The sequence below is a fragment of the Vreelandella sp. 162(4c) genome, assembly GCF_058152265.1.
In genome coordinates, this window is the sequence record NZ_CM176981.1 from 3,629,266 (window position 1) to 3,650,986 (window position 21,721).

General features: G+C 52.6%; 23 protein-coding genes. 18 read left to right on the forward strand and 5 right to left on the reverse strand.

The genetic code is table 11. The features are described 5' to 3' along the window. Positions 1 to 44: 44 nt before the first annotated feature. Positions 45 to 713: an amino acid ABC transporter permease gene (locus AC4EYZ_RS16645; protein ID WP_490203906.1), complete on the forward strand. Its 669-nt coding sequence runs from the start codon at positions 45 to 47 to the stop codon at positions 711 to 713. Further along, positions 710 to 1,465: an amino acid ABC transporter ATP-binding protein gene (locus AC4EYZ_RS16650; RefSeq protein ID WP_027956927.1), complete on the forward strand. Its 756-nt coding sequence runs from the start codon at positions 710 to 712 to the stop codon at positions 1,463 to 1,465. Before AC4EYZ_RS16645 ends, AC4EYZ_RS16650 begins: the two co-directional genes overlap by 4 nt. Before the next feature lie 76 nt (positions 1,466 to 1,541). Here the strand turns inward: AC4EYZ_RS16650 and AC4EYZ_RS16655 are convergent, their stop codons facing one another. From AC4EYZ_RS16655 to AC4EYZ_RS16670, 4 genes are all read right to left on the reverse strand, one after another. After that, the gene (locus AC4EYZ_RS16655; protein ID WP_022521973.1) at positions 1,542 to 1,895 is read right to left on the reverse strand and encodes an HVO_A0114 family putative DNA-binding protein; all 354 of its coding nucleotides are present in this window, start codon (positions 1,893 to 1,895) and stop codon (positions 1,542 to 1,544) included. Continuing rightward, on the reverse strand, positions 1,892 to 2,242 hold the full coding sequence (locus AC4EYZ_RS16660; protein ID WP_155706041.1) for a toxin-antitoxin system TumE family protein: 351 nt from the start codon (positions 2,240 to 2,242) through the stop codon (positions 1,892 to 1,894). Before AC4EYZ_RS16660 ends, AC4EYZ_RS16655 begins: the two co-directional genes overlap by 4 nt. A gap of 424 nt (positions 2,243 to 2,666) precedes the next feature. After that, entirely contained in the window at positions 2,667 to 3,455 is a 789-nt protein-coding gene (locus AC4EYZ_RS16665) for a GGDEF domain-containing protein (protein WP_490203907.1), read from the reverse strand. After that, the gene (locus AC4EYZ_RS16670) at positions 3,443 to 4,672 is read right to left on the reverse strand and encodes a cache domain-containing protein (protein WP_490203908.1); all 1,230 of its coding nucleotides are present in this window, start codon (positions 4,670 to 4,672) and stop codon (positions 3,443 to 3,445) included. The genes AC4EYZ_RS16665 and AC4EYZ_RS16670 overlap by 13 nt, the downstream gene beginning before the upstream one ends. A gap of 295 nt (positions 4,673 to 4,967) precedes the next feature. On the opposite strand from AC4EYZ_RS16670, the gene rpsT reads away from it, so the two are divergent. The 12 genes from rpsT (at position 4,968) to AC4EYZ_RS16730 (ending at position 16,808) form a co-directional block, all read left to right on the forward strand. Further along, a complete protein-coding gene (gene rpsT / locus AC4EYZ_RS16675) occupies positions 4,968 to 5,234 on the forward strand; it encodes a 30S ribosomal protein S20 (protein ID WP_008959243.1) in 267 nt (88 codons plus the stop codon). A gap of 149 nt (positions 5,235 to 5,383) precedes the next feature. Beyond that, entirely contained in the window at positions 5,384 to 6,967 is a 1,584-nt protein-coding gene (murJ, locus tag AC4EYZ_RS16680; RefSeq protein ID WP_490203909.1) for a murein biosynthesis integral membrane protein MurJ, read from the forward strand. A gap of 66 nt (positions 6,968 to 7,033) precedes the next feature. Beyond that, a complete protein-coding gene (ribF, locus tag AC4EYZ_RS16685; RefSeq protein ID WP_490203910.1) occupies positions 7,034 to 8,116 on the forward strand; it encodes a bifunctional riboflavin kinase/FAD synthetase in 1,083 nt (360 codons plus the stop codon). Then, complete coding sequence (ileS, locus tag AC4EYZ_RS16690; RefSeq protein WP_490203911.1) at positions 8,100 to 10,970, forward strand: isoleucine--tRNA ligase; 2,871 nt, start codon at positions 8,100 to 8,102, stop codon at positions 10,968 to 10,970. Before ribF ends, ileS begins: the two co-directional genes overlap by 17 nt. Before the next feature lie 10 nt (positions 10,971 to 10,980). Beyond that, the gene (gene lspA / locus AC4EYZ_RS16695; RefSeq protein WP_490203912.1) at positions 10,981 to 11,526 is read left to right on the forward strand and encodes a signal peptidase II; all 546 of its coding nucleotides are present in this window, start codon (positions 10,981 to 10,983) and stop codon (positions 11,524 to 11,526) included. A 35-nt stretch (positions 11,527 to 11,561) separates the two neighbouring features. Continuing rightward, entirely contained in the window at positions 11,562 to 12,008 is a 447-nt protein-coding gene (gene fkpB, locus AC4EYZ_RS16700; RefSeq protein WP_022521982.1) for an FKBP-type peptidyl-prolyl cis-trans isomerase, read from the forward strand. A gap of 11 nt (positions 12,009 to 12,019) precedes the next feature. Then, complete coding sequence (ispH, locus tag AC4EYZ_RS16705) at positions 12,020 to 13,024, forward strand: 4-hydroxy-3-methylbut-2-enyl diphosphate reductase (protein ID WP_490203913.1); 1,005 nt, start codon at positions 12,020 to 12,022, stop codon at positions 13,022 to 13,024. Between the two features lie 82 nt (positions 13,025 to 13,106). Further along, positions 13,107 to 13,502 (forward strand): type IV pilin protein, encoded by a 396-nt coding sequence (locus tag AC4EYZ_RS16710; protein ID WP_490203914.1) that lies wholly within the window; start codon positions 13,107 to 13,109, stop codon positions 13,500 to 13,502. A 165-nt stretch (positions 13,503 to 13,667) separates the two neighbouring features. Then, on the forward strand, positions 13,668 to 14,099 hold the full coding sequence (pilV, locus tag AC4EYZ_RS16715) for a type IV pilus modification protein PilV (protein ID WP_159177957.1): 432 nt from the start codon (positions 13,668 to 13,670) through the stop codon (positions 14,097 to 14,099). Continuing rightward, positions 14,096 to 15,205, forward strand: a complete 1,110-nt coding sequence (locus AC4EYZ_RS16720) for a PilW family protein (RefSeq protein ID WP_022521986.1) — start codon at positions 14,096 to 14,098, stop codon at positions 15,203 to 15,205. Before pilV ends, AC4EYZ_RS16720 begins: the two co-directional genes overlap by 4 nt. Beyond that, positions 15,205 to 15,636 (forward strand): hypothetical protein, encoded by a 432-nt coding sequence (locus AC4EYZ_RS16725; RefSeq protein WP_022521987.1) that lies wholly within the window; start codon positions 15,205 to 15,207, stop codon positions 15,634 to 15,636. Before AC4EYZ_RS16720 ends, AC4EYZ_RS16725 begins: the two co-directional genes overlap by 1 nt. Positions 15,637 to 15,785: 149 nt before the next feature. Then, on the forward strand, positions 15,786 to 16,808 hold the full coding sequence (locus AC4EYZ_RS16730) for a tryptophan--tRNA ligase (RefSeq protein ID WP_027956918.1): 1,023 nt from the start codon (positions 15,786 to 15,788) through the stop codon (positions 16,806 to 16,808). Positions 16,809 to 16,947: 139 nt separating this feature from the next. Here AC4EYZ_RS16730 and AC4EYZ_RS16735 read toward each other — a convergent pair whose 3' ends face one another. Next, a complete protein-coding gene (locus AC4EYZ_RS16735; protein ID WP_009287534.1) occupies positions 16,948 to 17,466 on the reverse strand; it encodes an Hcp family type VI secretion system effector in 519 nt (172 codons plus the stop codon). A 403-nt stretch (positions 17,467 to 17,869) separates the two neighbouring features. On the opposite strand from AC4EYZ_RS16735, the gene AC4EYZ_RS16740 reads away from it, so the two are divergent. The 4 genes from AC4EYZ_RS16740 to tssE all read left to right on the forward strand — a co-directional run bounded on the left by AC4EYZ_RS16740 (position 17,870) and on the right by tssE (position 21,703). Continuing rightward, the gene (locus AC4EYZ_RS16740) at positions 17,870 to 18,886 is read left to right on the forward strand and encodes an IS30 family transposase (protein ID WP_317998401.1); all 1,017 of its coding nucleotides are present in this window, start codon (positions 17,870 to 17,872) and stop codon (positions 18,884 to 18,886) included. 325 nt (positions 18,887 to 19,211) lie between these two features. Next, positions 19,212 to 19,721, forward strand: a complete 510-nt coding sequence (gene tssB / locus AC4EYZ_RS16745; RefSeq protein ID WP_009287535.1) for a type VI secretion system contractile sheath small subunit — start codon at positions 19,212 to 19,214, stop codon at positions 19,719 to 19,721. Between the two features lie 53 nt (positions 19,722 to 19,774). Next, positions 19,775 to 21,256 (forward strand): type VI secretion system contractile sheath large subunit, encoded by a 1,482-nt coding sequence (tssC, locus tag AC4EYZ_RS16750; RefSeq protein WP_009287536.1) that lies wholly within the window; start codon positions 19,775 to 19,777, stop codon positions 21,254 to 21,256. Positions 21,257 to 21,271: 15 nt separating this feature from the next. Continuing rightward, positions 21,272 to 21,703, forward strand: coding sequence for a type VI secretion system baseplate subunit TssE (gene tssE / locus AC4EYZ_RS16755; protein ID WP_022521991.1), 432 nt, complete (start codon positions 21,272 to 21,274; stop codon positions 21,701 to 21,703). Positions 21,704 to 21,721 lie beyond the last annotated feature (18 nt).

The window sequence follows — 21,721 nt, forward strand, 5'->3', positions numbered from 1 at the left end:
CACGGCCGTTTGCTTATAAGCGATTTAGCCTATGTTTAATTATCATGCTTAACCTTGAATACATGTGGGGGCTGATGCCGGTTCTGTTGCGCTACTTGCCGCTCACCCTTCAAATGGCAACGATTGCCATGTTCTTTGCGCTGATTCTGGCGTGCCTGCTGGCGGTAGTTCGCGTATCGAAAATGCCGTTCTTAAATGGCTTCTCACTGCTGTTTATCTCGTTTTTCCGGGGTACGCCGCTGCTGGTTCAGCTGTTCCTGTTCTATTATGGCCTACCACAACTGATTAGCGCCTTGATCTCAATTACCGGCGTTACCGCCGCTGTGCTAGGCCTGACGCTGCACTTCTCTGCCTATATGGCCGAATCCATTCGTGCGGCGATTGTCGGGATTGATCGCAGCCAGACTGAAGCCGCGCTTTCCATCGGGATGACCCAGTCGCAACTGATGCGGCGCATCATTCTGCCCCAGGCAACCCGCGTGGCAACGCCGACGCTGATGAACTATTTCATCGATATGATTAAAGCGACCTCGTTGGCCTTTACGCTGGGGGTGACCGAGTTGATGGGCGCTACCCAAAAAGAAGCTGCGGGCAGCTTCCTCTATTTAGAAGCATTCCTGCTGGTGGCGCTGATTTATTGGGCGATTGTGGAAGTGCTCTCTTGGGGGCAGCGTCGGTTAGAAATTTACTTGAATAAGGCCTACCAACGATGATTTCGCTGCAAGGCATTACCAAGCGTTTTAGTGGCCATACGGTGTTTAAAGATATCGACTTGAGTCTTGCCCAGGGCGAGATCATTGTGATCATTGGGCCTTCCGGTACAGGTAAATCGACGTTGCTGCGCTGTATCAACTTTCTTGAACGCCCTGATGCAGGCCGTTTGCAGGTGGGTGATTTGAGCGTTGATACCCAGCGTGCCAGCCGGGCAGATATCCTGGCATTGCGCCGGCGTACCGCCTTTGTATTTCAGAACTACGGCCTGTTCGCCAATAAAACCGCGCTGGAGAATATCAGCGAGGGGATGATCGTGGTGGACAAACTGCCGAAGGCTAAGGCCCATGCACGGGCAAGAGAGATCCTTGAGCGCATCGGTCTGGCAGACAAAGCAGATGCTTATCCCGCTTCTCTCTCCGGCGGTCAGCAGCAGCGGGTGGGTATTGGCCGTGCCATGGCCGCCAACGCCGACGTGATTCTTTTTGACGAGCCCACCTCTTCACTTGACCCTCAATGGGTAGAGGAAGTATTGAGCCTGATGAAACAGTTAGCGGTAGAGCGCCAGACGATGATCGTGGTCACCCACGAGATGCAGTTCGCCCGGGAAGTAGCGGATCGGGTTGTCTTCATGGACGAGGGCGGCATCGTCGAGGAAGCGCCTCCTGAAGAGTTGTTCACTGCACCCAAAGATGAGCGAACGCGCCATTTCTTGCGCAAAATTTTAGCGCCCACGGGGCAGGCTGTGCCTTAAATGCTGAATACAGTTACTGTCCGCGGTGCACCGCTAAGAAAAATGCCTGTTTTGCACTTTGCCTGTTTTGCACTTTTTACATTAACGTGACTTCAAAGCTATCGGCAGTAACCACAGGGGTCTTGGCATGTCGTGGGCCTTCTTGGATTTCCACTAAGCCATAATCGCCCATCTTTTTAATGGTGCGACTCAAACTTTCTTTTCGACGCCCGGTTATCTCAGCAAGCTCCCCTAATGATTGCGGCTTGCAGCGCCGAATCGTTTTGAGAAGTTCAAGGTTTTTCGTGTTTAACAGACGAGACATGGACTCGACACTATCAAACCATACCTTAGGCTCATCAGGAGCAGGTTTATAGAAACCTTTGGCAATTGAGATTGTGCGCTCACGGAATTCATCACGGTTCATGATGCCGATCTTGACGGTTGTCATATTCCTTCCTCTCGGAGTATTTCGTCGACATGCTTCCAAAAGTCTTCAATCAAGTGAGCCGCAGAATCAAAGAAGTAATCACTGACAACGCTGCGATAATGGCGGTGATCCCACTCTTCGCGTCGTCCCGCAAACTTTCTGCGTTTGATTTTTGGAGCATGTGCGTTGTCAAAGCCAAGTAGCCGTGTCCCGCTCTTATGATGCAAGGTCAAGCTATATTTTATTCCATGGGGGATGTTCGGTGTTGCCTTGACTCGCCGCACCTCAAACTTGACCCAAAAATCACCTTGGATGCCGTACTGAGTTCCATCGAGCGCTAATAAAGTATCTAGCCCTTGATCATCCATACGCTCCTTCCCTATTTCATAGATAAAATATAGTAGGGTTGATTGTAGATGTCAATGGTTGGGTGTGGAGTTGCGCCTATCTACGAGCCGGGCTTGAGCTGCTATCAGGCACTCTGGACACGAACATGCTGGGTCGATTTGCAATACGCGCTGGCGATTTTGGACTGGTGGCACGCCCGTGCTGCACTTGTTGGTTGAGTTCAGGCCATTGGGCCCAGCAAACATCCGCAAGCGGGGTGTCTCATCCATTAGGTAACCTTGAGCTTCATTCCTATGGGAGCTTTATGCTTAGGAGGTGCTTTCTTCAGAACCTGCGTAGCGCTAGTGACCATGTTTATTCTGTGCACTATATCGAAGTACCCATAATTGGCAATTACAGCAGTGTTTTGGCTGTGCAAGCTGTACCTTCGAGCACGTAATCCTGCTACGCCGCGTTAACAACCACTTGATTACGGCCATTATCTTTAGCCTGATATAACCCTATATCGGCGCGTTTCAGGGCAGGCTTAAGTGCTTTTTCGTTGTCTAGAATAGTCGTTACCCCTAGCGAAGCAGTCAGCCAAAGTGCCTGTTCGGCGTGCTCAGCTGTGACGTTAATGGGGGTAACTGCCGTTGTTCTACGTATTCGCTCGGCCACCTGTTCCGCTTGAGAAAGCGAGGTATTGGGAAGCAAAATAGCAAACTCTTCGCCGCCCACTCGGCATAGCAAGTCTTCCTGGCGAAGCAGTTTGGTTACTATTTTGGTGAAGTTTTTCAGTACGTCATCGCCTGCGTCATGTCCGTACGTATCGTTAATGTGCTTAAAGTGGTCAATATCAATGGCGATGAGCGCGATTGGGAGATTTTGCCTTCGCGCCCGGGATATTTCAGTCGTTGCTTGGGCCTGTAAATAGCGTCGATTGAAGACCCCCGTTAAGGGGTCGGTCATGGCTTGGGCGCGTAGTTTCTCTTCTAGCTCTTTGCGCTCGGTAAGGTCAAAGACGGTAGCGCGCGAATGCACAAACTGACCATTGCGGCAGAAGGCTGAGGCTTGAATCATGACGTGACGCTGCTCGCCGTTTCGGGTTAGCAGGCTGCATTCAGCGCTACTGGGTTGATTTTGTTTAACGTTTGCGAAAGCTTTATCAAACTGATCGCGGGTTTCTGGCGTGATCAATTCTCGGTAAGTGATGTGACCAATAACTTCTTCGTCGGTGTAGCCTAGCCTAGCCAAGCGAGCTCGGTGCGGTTCATTTTGATCACTCGCCCTGTGGTATCGAGCGAGTGGTAGCCACAGGGGGCGTTTTCATAAAGATCGCTGACTTCATGAGCGTGGCGCTGAGCCGCCCTACGTAGCTGGCGCTGAGCCGCCCTACGTAGCTGGCGCTGACGCTGGCTGCTGAGAGCCCAGAATATTCCAAAGGCGACGGCGACACCGTAGGTCAACAGTAGAAACCAGAGCACGGTGGTCTCTTCTTCTATTAAGGATCGCCAAGTAGGTAGTGGTAATGTCACGCCCAGCTTCCAAGGGTAGTAAGCGTTTTCGCTGAAAACAGTACCCGCTAGGCTACGGTAGCGCTGAGTGCGTATATCTTCAGTCTGAAAGCGTAATAGCTGGCCATCGACCTTGGTATGGCCTGTGTTGCGCTGCTGCATGGCTTGCCAATAGAGAGGTGAAAGGGCGGCAAAATCGCTGCCAAAGCTCGTCGTATTTAATGGCGGGATGCCTTCATCGAGCAGCCATCGTCCTTGGGCGTCGATTAAAATCGCATTGGCATCTTGGTCAAGCAACATGGCCTGACGTAGGGCGCTGGTAAGGTAATCCCAATTGAGGCTCAAAAGCACCACGCCACGGCGTTCCCCCATGGCATCAAAAACGGGTGTCGACACATTGACCACAGGAATCACGTCGCTACCCATTAGCTCAAATTGGAGGTTACGGCCCGGCGGCGAGATATAAAGATCGCGTGGCTGCAGTGAAGAGGCTTCTTTGAAGTAGTCGGTATAGGCATGATGATTGGCATTCACGCGGTGCCCCGTTTGAATACTTTTAGGTGCGCGGAGTACTTCGCTGCCATGATTATCAATGAGTACCAGCTTGGTATAGCGAGGGTTGTGGCTGATCAACGTGTTTAGAAAGGTTGAAAGTTGCGATAAGTCGCTAAGCGAATAAGGCTGGGCTGATATCGACGAGTTGTCCTGTGCTGCCAGGTACCGCCTTAACGCAGGCATTTCGGCAATCGCCAGCGCGTAATTTAGGCTTTCATTAATATCGCGGGTTAGTGCCTCCTGGCCAACTTTCAATAAGGCATCTGCTTCGGTATGCAGGCTATCTAGCCGGGACTCCATATGGACATGGAGCACAGGCAGCAGTGTTGTCGATACGAGGATCAACGGTATGCAAATGGCTAGTAGTAAGCGAGTGTGTAAACGCCGCAATGACACTGACATGTTTCCTTTGAGTAGGTCTGCGCCGGGCAGCCTGCTTTTAAAGTTATACGTTGTACTTGTAAAGGCGTAGCTAGCAAGCTCGCCAAGCGCGTGATAGACTACGCCATCCTCTCAGACAAGTCCCGTGAGCGGGCAGCTTATTTCGACTGCCTGCTACACACTTTGGTAGGGTGATACGCCTGCCAAATCAATTGGTTGTTGCGGAAACGTCGTGCTGTGGCAGCACAGCAGACGAACACATATTTAATTTCGTTGCCGTTCTATCGGCAACCTTTATTCTCCAAGGAGATACCCTGTGGCGAACAGCAAGCAAGCACGCAAGCGCGCCCGCCAGGCCGAGAACCGTCGCGTCCTGAAATCCAGCCAGCGCAGCATGGTCCGCACCTACATCAAGCGTGTAGTGAAAGCGATCAGCACCGGCGACCACGCTAAGGCAATGGAAGAGTTCAAGGCAATGCAACCGGTCGTTGACCGTATTGCAGACAAAGACGTGCTGTCTAAGAAGAAAGCAGCTCGCCTGAAGAGCCGTTTGAACAAGCGTATTAAGGCACTGGCGGCGTAAGCCGGCAGGCGCCATAAAAAAACCGGCTGCGGCCGGTTTTTTTGTGTCTGGATGATTTTTCCAGATGCTTTTTCTGGTTGGTTTGTCTGATGTGTTTTTCTAAATAGTTTTTCTGAGTGGTTTTTTTAGGTGGTTTTTCCGGATAGCTTATGACAGCGAAGAAAGCGCCCCATACATCTCCAAGCACCGCAGTCGTGCGCCGTGGGCTAATGCGCTCTGGGCTAGTGGTCAGTGCCATGACCATGCTGTCGAGGGTGATGGGGCTGGCGCGGGATGTGGTTATCGCTACCTTGTTAGGGGCGGGGAATGGTGCCGATGCTTTTTTCGTGGCGTTTAAAATTCCTAACTTTCTACGCCGTCTGTTTGCCGAAGGGGCGTTTAACCAAGCTTTTGTACCCGTGCTCTCAGAGTACTCTACCCAGCGAAGTCGGGAGGAGATACGCGAGCTGCTGAATGCCACTGCCGGTAGCTTAACGGCGGTGCTGGCGCTGATTACCGCCGTGGCGATGCTCTGTGCGCCGTGGCTGATTTGGGTGTTTGCCCCTGGTTTTGGCAGTGATCCGGAAAAGTTGGCGCTGACTGCGGATATGCTGCGCTTAACGTTTCCCTATTTACTGTTGATTTCGCTTACCGCATTTTCCGGTAGCGTACTGAATACCTGGAATCGTTTTGCGGTGCCCGCGTTTACCCCGGTGCTGCTTAATCTTTCGCTGATTGGGGCGGCGCTGTTTTTAATGCCGCTAATGGAACAGCCCGCCATGGCGTTGGCCTGGGGCGTGTTGATCGCCGGGGCGGCACAGTTGGTTTTTCAGGTGCCCTTTTTACTGCGCTTGGGGTTGATGCCCACGCCCTGGCCTAATTTTGCTCATGAGGGCGTGCGACGCATACTGACACTCATGGGGCCTGCGCTGTTTGGGGTATCGGTATCGCAAATTAACCTGCTGTTGGATACCGTTTTGGCGTCACTGCTGGCGGCGGGTAGCGTATCGTGGCTCTACTACTCGGATCGTTTGGTGGAACTGCCGCTAGGTGTGTTTGGGGTGGCCATTGGTACCGTGATTTTACCGGCGCTGTCTAAACGCCATGCTGATCAGTCCAAGGAGCACTTCGCGGCGATGCTTGATTGGGCTATCCGCATTGTATTGCTGTTAGGCTTGCCTGCGGCGCTGGCGCTGGCGGTGTTGGCCGAGCCGCTGTTGATTACGCTATTCCATTACGGGGCGATGACCGACAACGACATCCAGATGGCGGCCATGAGTCTGCGTGCTTATGCCTTTGGCTTGGTGGCTTTTATGCTGATCAAAGTATTGGCGCCGGGTTTTTTTGCCCGCCAAGACACCAAAACCCCGGTGAAGGTAGGCATTATTGCCATGGTCGCTAATATGGTGTTTAACCTGTTGCTGATTTGGCCGCTGGCCCACGCGGGGTTGGCGTTAGCCACCGCACTTTCTGCCTTCTTAAATGCTGGCCTGCTGGGTTACTTGCTGTATAAGCAGAAGGTGTTGGTGTTTCAGCCGGGCTGGAAACGCTATTCGGTGCAGTTGCTAGGTGGCAGCGGACTAATGTGTGCGGCACTCTATTTTATCGCACCCGACTGGCAGGCGTGGCTCACGTTTGGCCTTTGGCAGCGGGTAGGCTTGGTCACCGGGTTAGTGGTACTGGGCGGCTCGCTCTACTTCGCGTGGCTGGCTGCACTGGGGTTGCGCGTCCGTCATTTTAAAATGCACTCATAACACTGCATCCTGGGGTGTGGGTTCGTTATAATCAGAGGCTTTATGTCCTCCAACGGCTGAGGTGCCATGCGCGTCATTCGAGGTCTGCACAACTTGAAAGCGGCTCATCGTGGCTGCGTTGCCACCATTGGTAATTTCGATGGTGTGCATCGCGGTCATCAAGCCATCCTGCAGCAGTGCCGCGAGCATGCGGCGCGCTGGAGTGTGCCGCTGACAGTGGTGGTATTCGAGCCCCAGCCGCGGGAGTTTTTTGCTGGCGATCAAGCGCCGCCGCGTTTAACCCGGCTGCGCGAGAAAGTGCGGCTGCTACGCGATTTTGGCGCTGAGCAAGTACTCTGCTTGCCGTTTAACGATGCGCTGCGCAGCCTTACCGGGCGTGAGTTTATCGATCAGGTATTGATTGGTGGGCTAGGCGTTAAGCACCTGGTCGTGGGCGATGATTTTCGCTTCGGCTGCGATCGCCGCGGTGATTTCGCACTGCTGGCGGAGGTCGGGCGTGAGCAGGGGTTTGGCGTAGAACACACGCGTACTTTTACCGTGGATGACGAGCGGGTTTCCAGTTCTCGGGTGCGTACCTTGCTTGCCAGCGGCAATTTTTCTGCCGCTGCGCGTTTGCTGGGTCGCGCCTACTCGTTACATGGCCGCGTGGTGCGCGACCAGCAGCTGGGGCGCACCATTGGTGTACCGACTGCCAACTTGCCGCTGATGCCCCAGCCGTTAACGCTGCGTGGAGTGTATGCAGTGGTGGCTGAACTTGAAAATGGTCAGCGCTACCCGGCAGTGGCGAATGTCGGCTTTCGCCCTACGGTAGGTTCAGCACGGCCAACGCTTGAGGTGCACCTGCTGGATTTTAACGGTGACCTTTACGGCCAACGCATGACGGTGTTTCCCTGCGCACGCCTGCGGGGCGAGGTGAAGTTTGACAACCTTGAGGCGCTTAAAGCGCAAATTGAACGTGACCAGGCCCGTGCTCGCCACTATTTAACGGCGGCGATGGGTGAGAAAGACAGTGCTCAGCACCACGATGCTGAGCAAGACGATGGTGAGCAAGACTATTCTCTTCCGCTGGCCTCGGCCCCGCTTGGGCGTGAGACCGCTTCTTCTGATTCTTCCTCGGCGGGAAATTCCGCTGATGCTAACGACGGCTGACCGGACTATGGATTATAAGCACACGCTGAATTTGCCTGAAACTGATTTCCCCATGCGCGGCATGCTGCCAAAGCAGGAGCCAGGGCGGGTTTCCCAGTGGCAGGATATGAACATTTACCAGCGCCTGCGGGAAGAGCGCGCGGGTGCGCCGCTGTTTGTGTTGCACGATGGCCCTCCCTACGCCAACGGCAGTATTCATATTGGTCACGCCGTTAATAAAATCCTTAAAGATATTATCGTTAAATCGAAGAATTTAGCCGGCTTTGACGCCCCCTACGTGCCGGGTTGGGATTGCCACGGCTTGCCCATTGAGCACAAAGTGGAAACGACTCACGGCAAGCACCTGGCTCCAGAACACGCCCGTGAGCTTTGCCGTGAATACGCCGGTGCCCAGGTTGAAACACAGCTGGCCGACTTTGTTCGTTTGGGCATTATTGGCGATTGGGATCACCCGTACCGCACCATGGATTTCGCCAACGAAGCGGGCGAAATTCGTGCCTTGGCCGAGATGGTCGACGCGGGTTACGTGTTTAAAGGCTTGAAGCCGGTCAACTGGTGCTTTGACTGTGGTTCGGCGCTGGCGGAAGCCGAAGTCGAGTACGCTGATAAGAAGTCCGACGCCATCGACGTCGCCTTCCCGGTAGAAGATGCCGACAAGCTCGCCGCCGCCTTTGGTTTAAGTGAATTGGCTAAGCCTGCGGCAGTGGTTATCTGGACAACCACGCCGTGGACCATTCCGGCCAACCAGGCGCTTAACGTTCACCCTGAGTTCACCTATGCACTGGTCGATACCGGTGAGCGTTTGCTGCTGCTGGCGGAAGAGTTGGTGGAGAGCTGCCTAGAGCGCTTTGGCCTGCAAGGTGAAGTGATTGCTACAACTCAAGGCAAGAATCTTGATCTGATCAATTTCCGTCACCCGTTCTACGATCGTCTCTCTCCCGTCTATCTGGCCGAGTACGTCGAGTCAGAAGTGGGCAGCACCGGTATCGTTCACTCCGCACCCTCTTATGGCATGGATGACTTTATCACCTGCCGTGAGCATGGTATGGAGTTTGATGACATGCTCAACCCGGTGCAGGGCAACGGCGTTTACGTTGACGACCTGCCGTTCTTCGGCGGCCAGATGATTTGGAAGGCCAACCCGCATATCGTCGAAAAGCTGCGCGAAGTGGGTGCGCTGATGGCGCATATTCCGATCAAGCATAGCTACATGCACTGCTGGCGCCACAAAACGCCGGTGATCTACCGTGCCACGGCTCAGTGGTTTGTGGGAATGGACATCAAAGGCAAAGACGGCAAAACCCTACGCGAACGTGCTCTTGAAGGTATCGAAGCCACGGCGTTTACACCTGCCTGGGGCCAGGCGCGTCTGCACAGCATGATCGCCAACCGCCCGGATTGGTGTATCTCCCGCCAGCGTAACTGGGGCGTACCGATCCCGTTCTTCCTACACAAGCAAACCGGTGAGCTGCACCCGCGCACTGTTGGGTTGATGGAAGAGGCGGCCAAGCGCGTTGAGCTGGAAGGCATCGATGCCTGGTTCAAACTCGACCCGGCAGAGCTGCTGGGTGCCGAAGCGGCGGATTACGATAAAGTCACCGATACCCTGGATGTCTGGTTCGACTCTGGCACCACCCACCGCCACGTACTTCGCGGTTCGCACCCCCATGGCCACGAAAGCGGCCCGCGGGCGGACCTCTACCTGGAAGGCTCCGACCAGCACCGTGGTTGGTTCCACTCATCGCTGCTCACCGGTTCAGCGATTGATGGCCATCCGCCGTATCGTCAGCTGCTGACCCACGGCTTTACCGTCGATTCCCAGGGCCGCAAGCAGTCCAAGTCGCTGGGCAATGTGGTCGCGCCCCAGGAAGTGATGGACAAGCTGGGCGGCGATATTCTGCGCCTGTGGGTCGCCTCCACCGACTACTCTGGCGAAATGGCTGTTTCTGACGAAATTTTGAAACGCACCTCTGATGTGTATCGGCGGATTCGTAACACCGCTCGCTTCCTGCTGTCGAACCTTAACGGGTTTGATCCAGAGAAAAACCAGGTAGCGTTTGACGATATGCTGGCACTGGATCAGTGGGTGGTGGATCGTGCCCACCAATTGCAGGCGCGGATCGAAAAAGCCTACGAAGAGTACCGCTTCCTGGATGTTTACCAACAGGTGCATGGTTTCTGCGCCCGGGAACTGGGTGGCTTCTATCTGGATGTGATTAAAGACCGCCAGTACACCACGCAAACCGATTCGTTGGCGCGGCGCAGTGCACAAACCGCGCTCTATCACGTGGTGGAAGCGCTGAGTCGTTGGATTGCGCCGATTCTCTCCTTTACCGCTGAGGAGATTCACGAAAACATCCCCGGTAAGCGCGGCGACAGCGTGCTGCTGGAGACTTACTACACTAACCTTGGCAGCCTGGAAGAAAATGCTGAACTGGGTCGTGCTTTCTGGGAGCAAGTGCTGGAAGTCAAGCACTCGGTCAACAAGTGTCTTGAAGATGCCCGTAATGCCAAAGTCATTAAAGGCAGCTTGGCAGCTGAAGTCACGCTGTATGTCAGCGATGACCTGCAGGCGACTCTGGCTAAACTGGGTGATGAACTTCGCTTTGTGATGCTAACTAGCGAAGTCACGCTGAAGCCCTTGTCTTCTGCAAGTGAGACTGATGCAGGCGATGCAGAAGCGACGGAACTTGATAGCCTGAAAGTCTCAGTCAAAGCCAGCGACAACACCAAGTGCGAGCGCTGCTGGCACCATCGCCCGGATGTCGGCACTCACGCTGATCATCCGGATCTATGTGGTCGCTGTATCAGCAACCTCCCCGAAGGCAGTGGTGAGATTCGCCACTATGCGTAAAGATAAAAGCATGCCTAATGAACAGCAGGCACCTAAGGATACAAACGCACGGCCGACGATGCAGCGGCCACTGCGCTGGCTGTGGCTGGCTGTGGCAGTAGTTGCCTTGGATTTGATCACCAAATACGTGGCCAGCAGTCAGTTAGGCTACGCCCAACCGGTCGAAGTACTGCCGTTCTTTAACCTGACGCTACTGCACAACACTGGCGCAGCGTTCAGCTTTTTAGCCACACATCCTGGCTGGCAGCGCTGGTTCTTTGCGTTGATTGCCGTAGGTGCCAGCGTAGCGTTGACGGTGTGGCTTTCACGCATCAAACACGATGAAAAGTTATTGGCGATAGCGCTGCCGCTGATTATTGGCGGGGCGCTGGGGAATCTCTACGACCGCCTGATGCATGGCTATGTGGTCGACTTTTTATCGTTTCACGTCGCTGGGTGGTACTACCCGGCGTTTAACGTGGCGGATATAGCGATTACCCTGGGGGCGGTCGCTTTAATCTGGGAATCCATTATGGGCGAGCGGCGGCGCAAAAAAGCGGCCAAGACTTCCCATTAATTGAACGTTGAGAACAACGTATATTGAGAACTGCTATGAGCGACTATCTGATCGATGAAGGCATGGAGGTGACGCTACACTTCACCTTAAAGCTGGAAGATGGCACTTTGGTGGACTCCACCAAAGACAAAGCACCGGCTACCTTCGAGTTTGGCGACGGAAATTTGCCGCCCGGTTTTGAGCATCCGATTAAAGGCTTGGCTGCGGGGCAGGAGGGTACCTTTCAGATAACCCCTGAGCATGCATTCGGCCAGCACAACCCGCAAAATATTCAAACCCTGAAGCGGGCAGATTTTGGCGATGAAGCCCCGGAAATTGGTATGGTGATGTCGTTTGCCGATAAAGCGGGAACGGAATTGCCAGGTGTGGTCAAAACCATTGACGGTGATCGTATCGAGGTGGACTTTAATCACCCGCTGGCAGGGCGTACCCTGACGTTTGAGGTCGAAGTGCTCGACGTTAAACCGGTGACCACGCATTAATTCACTAAGCGATGCCGCTTACGCATCAAGGCGCTATTATGCAAACGACGCAAGCACAGCCCATACAGATTAAGTTGGCCAATCCGCGCGGTTTTTGCGCCGGGGTGGATCGCGCGATCGATATCGTCAATCGCGCCCTGGATGTGTTTGGCCCGCCCATTTATGTGCGCCACGAGGTCGTGCATAACCGTTTTGTGGTCGAAACGCTGCGTGCCCGTGGGGCTGTGTTTGTTGAAGAGCTGGATGAAGTGCCGGACGATGTCATCGTTATCTTCTCCGCCCACGGCGTTTCCCGTGCGGTGCAAGCCGATGCAGAGCGGCGGGGGTTGAAGGTGTTCGATGCGACCTGTCCGCTGGTCACTAAAGTGCACCTGGAAGTATTGCGCTACGCCAAGCGTGGTCAGGAGTGCATTCTCATCGGCCATGAAGGCCACCCGGAAGTCGAAGGCACCATGGGGCGTTATGACACCTCACACGGCGGGCGTATCTACCTGGTAGAGGACGAAAAAGACGTTGCTAAGCTGGAGGTAAATGACCCCTCGAAGCTGGCCTTTGTAACCCAAACCACGCTGTCAATGGATGATACCGCCAAGGTGATCGATGCGCTGCGCGAGAAGTTTTCTGACATCCAGGGGCCGCGCAATGACGACATTTGCTACGCTACGCAGAACCGCCAAGATGCGGTGCGCGAGCTAGCCGCCCAGAGTGATTTATTACTCGTGGTAGGTAGCCCTAATAGCTCAAACTCTAACCGCTTGCGTGAGCTTTCTGAGCGTATGGGAACGCCTGCCTACTTGATCGATAACGCTGATCAAATCGATCCCCAGTGGCTTGAGAACGTAGCGCGTGTCGGGGTAACCGCTGGTGCCAGTGCCCCTGAAGTATTGGTAAAAGGTGTGATTGCCAAGCTGCAGACCATGGGCGCTGCATTACCTGAAGAGCTACAGGGCCGCGAAGAGACCATTACCTTCTCTATGCCGAAAGAGCTGCGTGAAAAGGTAATCGCCAGCAGCTGATCAGAGGTATTCGTAATGCAATGCGTATTGGTTTGCGACATACTGAAACAGTATGAGCCAACTAATACGGGAGCGAAGCCGCGTGTCTTACGTCTCTAATCTTTCCACTGGCCGTTCTTTACTGAATGGTCAGCGCGGCTTCACCCTCATTGAATTGATGATTGTGCTGGTGATCATCGGTATCGTCGCTTCTATTGCCTACCCCAGCTATACCCGCTACGTACAAAAATCAGTTCGAACCGACGCCCACGCAGGCCTTATGCAAGCCGCTTCAGAGCTTGAGCGCTGTTACACGCGCTCTTACAGCTATAGCGATTGCACCATCAGCGAGTTATCCCCCGAAAAAAATTATGAGATTGCTGAGAGTATTAACGGTGACGGCTACCTACTGACTGCGAGCACCGTTCAAGATGATGGCTGTGAAGAGGATATAACCTTAAGTTCGAGTGGCGAAAGGTTACCCAATGCCTGTTGGTGAGTTAAGGCGACAACGCTTTCAAAGTGTGGGCAACGCTGCCACTTCCAACTGTCCTGACTCTCCCTGCGAAATGACGTTAAACCCCACCCATCAAAGTGCTTCAGCTCCTTCTGTAACGCTGGTGATTAGCACATCGGACAGCCTTCGCAGGAAGGAGAGTGAATCATGAATTCTCAGCGCGGCTTTAGCTTATTGGAAGCGCTAATCGCACTGGTGGTTCTCTCGATTGGCCTGATCGGCGTTGCCGCCATGCAGCTTAAAGCACTGCAAAGTGCCAATGCAGGCTATCAGCGTTCGGTGGCAAGTGTTGCGGCTGTGGATGCTCAGGAGCGGCTTTGGGCTCAGCTAGCCACGCTCGAAACAGGCCAGACCTGCGAGGATGTCTACATCTCCGGCGTGCAGAGTGCATGGAAGGAACATTGGTTTCAAAATAGTGATGCGACACCGCTACGGGGAGCCTCTTCTTCCCACAGCTATATTGCAAAAGATGACAGTGGAAGTGATTGTCGCATTGACGTGACTGTGGCCTTGGGCGAGAACAATGACGATCAATTTAGCTACTTCTTTCTTCTTCCCAAGGTCGAGAGCTCACCATGAGGCAGCGTCAGCAGGGCTTTACACTGGTGGAGTTGATGGTGGCGTTGGCGATCGGCACGGTCATTATCCTTGGGGCTGGCCAACTGTTTCTAACGACCTTTCAGACCTTTCAAAATGTTGACAAGGTAAGCCGTAAGCAAGAGAACCTGATTTTTATTGCCCAGAGGCTTACCAGTGAAATTCGTCAAAGCGGGCCGGGTCGCTATACGTTACGGTGTGAACGGAATCAGGATGCCTGTAGCTGTACGGTGGCGGATCAGGAAGAGAATGGGCAGCCGATGGTAAGTTTTCTTAAAGATGTACCGAATCATGATTCGTCAAGCCAGTGTAATGAGGACGAGCACGTGTTAGGCGAACTTGTGTCGGGTGACGCACCGCTTTACCGGGTGGAACTGCCCTTAGAGAACAATGGTGAGGCGATTGTATTTCATGTCATGGAGCGACAGGGCATATATGCCAGCTTCTTTGATACTCCTACCAGTCAGAAGGGGAAGGGCGATGCAGTGATTGCGGGAGGTGCCGTGAGCGGGGCGGAAAATATCCTGGTAAGTGAATCAACGGTTAACTCAAATTTAGATCCATCGATCATTCCTTCTCCGCAATCAAGCGACTCGCATGATTACTACACAGGCTATATCAATAACATTAAAAATCTGGACGGCGTGATTGCTACCTGTACCGAAAACGAAATCATGTTTTCATCGGGCAAGGTCTTTTATTGCGATGGAAATATAAATAAGTTAAACGTGACTGAACTTAGTGGAAAGGTGGTCGTAGTAGAGCAAGACATTTCAATACAGCAGAATGATAACTCCTCAGTCACTGATGTCGCCATTGTCGCTGGTGGCGAAATTAATTTTAATGGCAATAATACCAATGCACTGTTTCGAGGACTTATCTGGGGAGCGGGTAGTGTCAATTTAAGCATGTCTGGCGTTGAGTTTGTTGGTAGTGTTATCTCCAATGGCTCTGTTGTATTCAATAATGTCAATAGTATTAATGCTGACCTGAGTGTTTGGGAGTTACTGTCAGTATATGGTTATGAGTTCTCTATGCGTCAAGCATTAGAGGGTTTGTCAGAAAATATCGATTTTGGTGACGACTGATGACTCTGCAAAATCGTCAGAAAGGCGCTGCATTGGTCATCGTCATGGCGCTACTAGCCGGGGCACTGCTACTGGGGACTGCCGGCATGCAGTCAGCAATCATAAATGAGCATTTGGCAGGTAACTACCGGATAGTGGCGCAAGCCAATATGAATGCAGAGTCGGCTTACGCAAAAGCGGTTGAGGAGAATCTCGAAACAATAAACTGGGGGAGTGAGTCTTATGACCAAAATTATATTGAAAAGATGAATTGGGAGAGTATCAAAGGGCTTGGGCAGGTCGTAGATCAGTGTGAGGGGGAGGCCTTCCTGTGTTTTTATTTTCCTTTGCTTGTTGATGGAGAAAAGTGCTTCGTCGCGTTTGGAGCTGTATATGATGATCAGGAAGAGCCGCTTGCCTTTAGTGACCCCTATTTTCTTTTCATCGATTGAGCATTTCTTTCAGAATGATAACGGCATAATGCTCTTGTAAATCCTCATCACTCTCTGCGGATATTGTAAAACCAAATTCTGCCTGTCGCATCCCCAGGTTCATACAAGTATCATACGACAATGTACGTTCAATGATGAGCCTAAAAACCATGAGCCAGACCGCAAAAACCCGCGTCCTCACCGGTATCAACACCACCGGCACGCCCCATTTGGGCAATTATGTGGGCGCTATCAAGCCCGCCATTGAGGCAAGCCAGGATCCAACCGTGCAGTCGTTCTATTTTCTGGCCGACTATCACTCCCTAATCAAGTGCCAAGACCCCAAGCGGGTGCAGCAGTCTCGCCTGGAGATTGCCGCGACTTGGCTTGCGCTAGGGCTGGATACCGATAATGCCATTTTCTATCGCCAGTCTGATATTGGCGAAATTCCCGAGCTGATGTGGATGCTCTCCTGCGTATGTGCCAAAGGTTTGATGAATCGCGCCCATGCTTACAAAGCAGCGGTGGCTGAAAACGAAGAGGCAGAAAACCAAGACCCTGATAAAGGCATTACGATGGGCCTTTTTGGTTACCCCGTGCTGATGGCGGCGGATATTTTAATGTTTAACGCCAACAAGGTGCCGGTAGGGCGCGATCAGATTCAGCATATTGAAATGGCGCGCGATATCGCCGGGCGCTTTAACCATCTTTATAAAGGGCAGCACTTTACCCTCCCTGAGGCCGTGGTAGACGACAAAGTACAGCTGTTGAATGGCTTGGATGGGCGCAAGATGTCCAAAAGCTACGATAATACGATCCCGCTCTTTTCCGCTGAGAAAAAACTGCAGAAGCTGGTACGTAAGATTAAGACCAACTCGCTGGAGCCCGGTGAGCCGAAAGATCCAGACACCTGCACGCTGTTTCAAATCTACTCCGCTTTTGCGACACCTGAAGAGACCGCTAGTCTACGTGAGCAGTACGTGAACGGTATTGGCTGGGGCGCGGCTAAGGATCAAGTGTTTGAGTACTTGAATGCACACTTGAGCGCGCCGCGTGAACGCTATAATGCGCTGATGGAAGACCCGGCCCACATTGAGGCTGTGTTGCAAAAAGGCGCCGAACGGGCGCGGGAAGAAGCTGTTGTAACGATGGATCGTCTCCGTTCAACGGTAGGTTTGGGGCGGTTTGTTTAATCCCAGAGCCTTGGCGCAATACCAATAGCGAAACACCTGCAGCAATAGAGCAGAAACGACGAAGCCCCTTCCAAGTGGAAGGGGCTTCGCTTGTTTCAGGCCTTGTTTTTCAGGCCAGGGCTAGGCTATTAGCAACAGCTTAACCTTCGATCGGGGCGCGCCAGTCGTCGGAACCAGAGGTGCCAGCAACAGTGTGTTCCCAATCAATTTTACGGTAAGCCAGTGACACGTCCATCAACTGGGTGAATTCAGACTTGGTGATGTCTTGGGCGTGTGGCATACGCAGGTTGATGTCAACGATAGTGGCATCGGTCAGCGTGGTCGTGAAGAAGTGCTCCTGCTTACCTTCAACAGAGGTGCGGTACCACTTCAGCTCAACGTTGGGCAGCATTTCACCAGACGCTAGTGCGTTGTACATCAGCGGTACTGATTTGTTCAGGGCAACGGTAAAGATAAAGGGCTTGTGTGCACGCTGACCGGATGGCTGACCAGACTGCGGATCAGTGGGTACGGTAACGACATGCTTAAATTCTTGTACCAGCATTTGGTCTTCATGGCCCTCAACGTAGATGTTGCCTACGGAGTCAGGGGTAAAAGCGCCTGCTGTGATGTTGCCCTGAGTTTGGCCTTCGATGCTGATATAACATGGTGTTGGCATGGTCTGCTCCTTGACTGAAAAATTAAAGAAATGTCACGTGGACGAAGACAATAGAGCAACTTCAGGGCCAAGTTTTTAAATTTGTTATATATCAATATGTTATGTGTTTGTTGTGTAGGGCGCTTCTTTCTGCGGGGCAAAAAGTTGCCTGTGCTGGGCAAGATATTGCCTGGCAGGGCAAGAACTTGCTTGCTTGCTCGTTACATCTACAAGCGCTTAGTAACGCTGGGTTGCATCTACCGTTACCTTGCTTTATGACTAAAGCCTTTCTTGGGATTTTAAGCAGAACTAGGGCCATGGGAGCAATATTTTTGCCGCTAAAAATGACGGCGCTGCCCATTTAAGCACCCTTGGCCGCAGAAATTGAGTGCAACACCTGAGCATTTCGCTAAGGTGTTGTCCCATGTCTTACCTCGAACTCAGCATTGAAGAACGTGCCAGCATCCAAGTGGGTCAAGCCCAAGGGATGAGCCTTCGGCATATTGCCCAGCTCTTAGGGCGAGCTCCTTCAACCATCTCTCGTGAAATACGCCGTAACCAAATAGCCCAGAACGGTTACTGTGCCCGGCACGCTCAACGTCAGCGAGAAAAGCGTCGAGCTGCCTGTCGCCCGACACAGAAGCTTGTGCCGGGCACGGAGCGTTTTGACCTCATCGTTTATATGTTGCGACAACGCTTGTCTCCTGAACAAATTAGCGGCAAGCTCAAAATGATGAAACTACCTGATTTGCGCGATGCCTACGTCTGCCGAGAAACCATCTACACGGCCATTTATGCCTTGCCTGTTGGCCACCTTCGCAAGGAACTGATTCACTGCTTGCGACAAGGTAAAACCACACGCAAGCCTCGCCGTGGCGAAGTGGATCGACGTGGACAGATCCCTGACATGGTCAGCATTCACTTACGTCCGCCCGAGGTCAGTAAGCGTGAAATGCCCGGCCACTGGGAGGGCGATCTGATTAAAGGTAAGAATAACGCGTCTGCGGTAGGCACCTTGGTAGAACTTAGTAGTGGCTATCTGATACTCGCAAAAATGGATGACGCCACCGCCACATCCGCCGTCGCAGGCTTTAGTGCTGCCCTGAACCGAATGCCGACCACCGCTCGAAAAAGCATGACTTATGATCAGGGGCGTGAAATGGCACACCATGCAAAAATTACTCAAGAAACCGGTGTTGCGATTTACTTTTGCGATCCCCATAGCCCCTGGCAGCGGGGGGCCAATGAGAATATCAATGGCCTAATCCGTCAATATTTACCGAAAGGAACGGATCTTTCAGTGCATAGCCAGGAAGAGCTAGACGCCATTGCCTTTGAGCTAAATATGCGACCTCGAAAACGCTTTGGGTTTAAATGTCCGATAGAAGTGATGAGCGAGCTGATGACCAAGTACCATGAAAGCCCATCAACCATCCAGTGAGTGTGTTGCACTCAGAGTCTGCATCCGCCACCTCTCTTGTATGAATTTTGCTCTCCGTTTTGTAAGAAATCACTGACAGTTTTTGTAAGAGATCTCTTACAAATGCGGTTTTTAATAATTAGTTTTAATTAGCTTCTTTTATTGTGCTGCTAAAATTCGCGAAAAAGGTCGTAAAACACGTCTTCTTGAAAGTCTTCTTCTCTCAGATTGTCGCAGTACCTGCTTAGAGCCATTTGGTACTTTCGGTGTAAATCCGGTACTTTCCCGCAATTAATAAGCATTCTTCTTTGAATCGAAAATGTTCTAATTTTTACGGGCGAAAACCATGGCTAAGCAAGGAACGGTCGCGCCGAAAGAGCGCATCAATATCAAGTATGTACCCGCTACAGGTGATCAGCAGGCCGAGACTGAACTGCCGTTGAAATTATTGGTGGTCGGTGACTTCAAGGGAGGCGAGGAAGATACCTCCATTGAGGAGCGTGAGGCTGTTTCTGTTGATAAGAATAACTTCCAGTCTGTTATGCGCGAAGCGAACCTTGGCTTGCAGGCTGCGGTTCCCAATCGGTTGCAAGAAGAGGGTGAAGCAAGCGATTTGGCCGTCAATTTGGAATTTAAATCACTCCATGATTTTGCGCCCGACAGTATCGCTCGGCAGGTGCCGGAGCTGCGTAAGCTAGTCGAATTAAGGGAGGCGTTGGTGGCATTGAAGGGGCCGCTGGGCAACGTACCTGCTTTTCGTGATCGTTTGCAGAAGCTACTCGAAAGTGACGAAACGCGTCAGCAGCTGTTGGCGGAGCTAGAGCTGCTTGATTCTGACCCTAATCGTAACGATTAAGCATTCTTATTTTCGTGCTAGTCCAGTAACCGGATTGTATTCGAGGCATCTCTATGAGTGATACGGCGCAAAAGAAAAGCCAAACGGTGGAAGCCCAGGAAGAGGTTTCTTTACTTGACCAAGTGATGGCGCAGACGCGTATGGCGCCAGCGGATGAGGGCTACGACGTTGCCAAGCAAGGCGTTGCCGCTTTTATTTCCGAACTGTTAAGCGGCGAGAACGCTGCCCCGCAGGTTAATAAAGCCGTTGTAGATAGCATGATCGTTGAACTTGACCGGAAAATTAGTCGGCAAGTTGATGAGATTCTTCACGACAATAGCTTTCAGCAGCTGGAGTCTGCGTGGCGTGGCTTGAAGCTGTTGGTCGACCGCACCGATTTCCGCGAAAACATTAAGCTTGATGTGCTTCACGCCACCAAAGAAGAATTGCTGGATGACTTTGAGTTTGCCCCGGAAATTACCCAAAGCGGGCTCTACCAACACGTTTATGCTGGCGGGTATGGTCAGTTTGGCGGTGAGCCGGTAGCAGGGATTATCGGGCATTATGATTTCACCCCCTCGACCCCTGATATGAAACTACTGCAGCACACGGCTGCTGTAGGGGCGATGGCCCATGCGCCGTTCCTGTCAGCGGTGGCACCCTCCTTCTTCGGCATCGACAGTTTCGAAGAGCTGCCCAATATCAAAGATTTTAAAGCCATCTTTGAAGGGCCTAAGTACGCTCGCTGGCGTAGTCTGCGCGAGTCAGAAGACGCGCGCTATTTAGGTCTGACGGCGCCTCGTTTCTTGCTGCGGATGCCCTACGACCCGGTCGAAAACCCCATCAAGACATTTAACTATCGTGAAACCGTCAGCGAAGATCACGACCATTATCTGTGGGGTAATACGGCGTACCTGCTGGCCGAGCGCTTGACCGACAGCTTTGCAAAATACCGCTGGTGCCCGAACATTATTGGTCCTCAAAGCGGCGGTGCGGTTGAAAACCTGCCTGTCCATACCTACGAAGCGCTAGGCCAGTTGCAGGCTAAAATCCCCACCGAGGTGCTGGTAACGGATCGCCGCGAGTTCGAAATGGCTGAAGAAGGCTTTATTTCGTTAACGATGCGTAAGGGCAGCGATAACGCTGCTTTCTTCTCGGCTAACTCCGTACAAAAGCCCAAGGTATTTCCGAACACGCCCGAAGGCAAAGACGCTGAGACCAACTACAAACTGGGTACTCAACTGCCGTATATGTTCATCATCAACCGCCTGGCTCACTACATTAAAGTGCTCCAGCGTGAACAGATCGGTTCATGGAAAGAGCGTCAAGACCTTGAGCGTGAGCTGAATACCTGGATCCGCCAATACGTGGCCGACCAAGAGAACCCGCCCTCCGATGTACGCAGCCGCCGCCCGCTGCGTGCCGCCTCTATTCAGGTGTCGGATGTCGAAGGCGATCCGGGTTGGTACCAGGTGTCTATGTCGGTGCGCCCGCACTTTAAGTACATGGGTGCCAACTTTGAGCTGTCGTTAGTCGGACGTCTCGACAAGGAATAAGGGAACCTCTCCATCATGGCTATTAACCATGGCAGCCTGCTAGGTAGCCGTCTGTTTGAGCGTCTTGCGATGCCTGAACAGCCGTTAGCGCATGGGGAGGATGAGAGGCTGGCGGAAACTGTTGAGTCGATCAAACGCCACTTGGTGGAGTTGCTCAACAGTCATCCGGGCAATAGCGCCTGCGAGCCTGAGTTGGGGTTGCTGGACTTCAATGATGCAACGATCGGCGTGCTGGATTTAGAGCTGAATATCCAGCGCGCCATTCGGCAATGCATCGAACGCTTTGAGCCGCGGGTTCAGCACGTTGAAGTTGAGTCATTACCCAATAATGGCGATCCCTTACAACTGCATTTTCAAGTACATGCCACCGTAGCGTTAGGGCGAGATAACGCCCACGCCACGATCGACTTATTGCTCAATAATAAGCGCTATCAGTGTCTTAACTGATAGGCTTGCGAGGCCCGA

What these genes read in the sequence shown, in the direction of transcription:
- AC4EYZ_RS16655 (WP_022521973.1), bottom strand. Translation starts at nt 1,895, where the DNA reads ATGACAACCGTCAAGATCGGCATCATGAACCGTGATGAATTCCGTGAG.
- ribF (WP_490203910.1), top strand. Translation starts at nt 7,034, where the DNA reads ATGCGCGTCATTCGAGGTCTGCACAACTTGAAAGCGGCTCATCGTGGC.
- ispH (WP_490203913.1), top strand. Translation starts at nt 12,020, where the DNA reads ATGCCGCTTACGCATCAAGGCGCTATTATGCAAACGACGCAAGCACAG.
- murJ (WP_490203909.1), top strand. Translation starts at nt 5,384, where the DNA reads ATGACAGCGAAGAAAGCGCCCCATACATCTCCAAGCACCGCAGTCGTG.
- AC4EYZ_RS16720 (WP_022521986.1), top strand. Translation starts at nt 14,096, where the DNA reads ATGAGGCAGCGTCAGCAGGGCTTTACACTGGTGGAGTTGATGGTGGCG.
- AC4EYZ_RS16660 (WP_155706041.1), bottom strand. Translation starts at nt 2,242, where the DNA reads ATGGATGATCAAGGGCTAGATACTTTATTAGCGCTCGATGGAACTCAG.
- AC4EYZ_RS16650 (WP_027956927.1), top strand. Translation starts at nt 710, where the DNA reads ATGATTTCGCTGCAAGGCATTACCAAGCGTTTTAGTGGCCATACGGTG.
- AC4EYZ_RS16730 (WP_027956918.1), top strand. Translation starts at nt 15,786, where the DNA reads ATGAGCCAGACCGCAAAAACCCGCGTCCTCACCGGTATCAACACCACC.
- lspA (WP_490203912.1), top strand. Translation starts at nt 10,981, where the DNA reads ATGCCTAATGAACAGCAGGCACCTAAGGATACAAACGCACGGCCGACG.
- fkpB (WP_022521982.1), top strand. Translation starts at nt 11,562, where the DNA reads ATGAGCGACTATCTGATCGATGAAGGCATGGAGGTGACGCTACACTTC.
- tssB (WP_009287535.1), top strand. Translation starts at nt 19,212, where the DNA reads ATGGCTAAGCAAGGAACGGTCGCGCCGAAAGAGCGCATCAATATCAAG.
- AC4EYZ_RS16645 (WP_490203906.1), top strand. Translation starts at nt 45, where the DNA reads ATGCTTAACCTTGAATACATGTGGGGGCTGATGCCGGTTCTGTTGCGC.
- AC4EYZ_RS16740 (WP_317998401.1), top strand. Translation starts at nt 17,870, where the DNA reads ATGTCTTACCTCGAACTCAGCATTGAAGAACGTGCCAGCATCCAAGTG.
- AC4EYZ_RS16725 (WP_022521987.1), top strand. Translation starts at nt 15,205, where the DNA reads ATGACTCTGCAAAATCGTCAGAAAGGCGCTGCATTGGTCATCGTCATG.
- pilV (WP_159177957.1), top strand. Translation starts at nt 13,668, where the DNA reads ATGAATTCTCAGCGCGGCTTTAGCTTATTGGAAGCGCTAATCGCACTG.
- tssC (WP_009287536.1), top strand. Translation starts at nt 19,775, where the DNA reads ATGAGTGATACGGCGCAAAAGAAAAGCCAAACGGTGGAAGCCCAGGAA.
- ileS (WP_490203911.1), top strand. Translation starts at nt 8,100, where the DNA reads ATGCTAACGACGGCTGACCGGACTATGGATTATAAGCACACGCTGAAT.
- tssE (WP_022521991.1), top strand. Translation starts at nt 21,272, where the DNA reads ATGGCTATTAACCATGGCAGCCTGCTAGGTAGCCGTCTGTTTGAGCGT.
- AC4EYZ_RS16735 (WP_009287534.1), bottom strand. Translation starts at nt 17,466, where the DNA reads ATGCCAACACCATGTTATATCAGCATCGAAGGCCAAACTCAGGGCAAC.
- AC4EYZ_RS16670 (WP_490203908.1), bottom strand. Translation starts at nt 4,672, where the DNA reads ATGTCAGTGTCATTGCGGCGTTTACACACTCGCTTACTACTAGCCATT.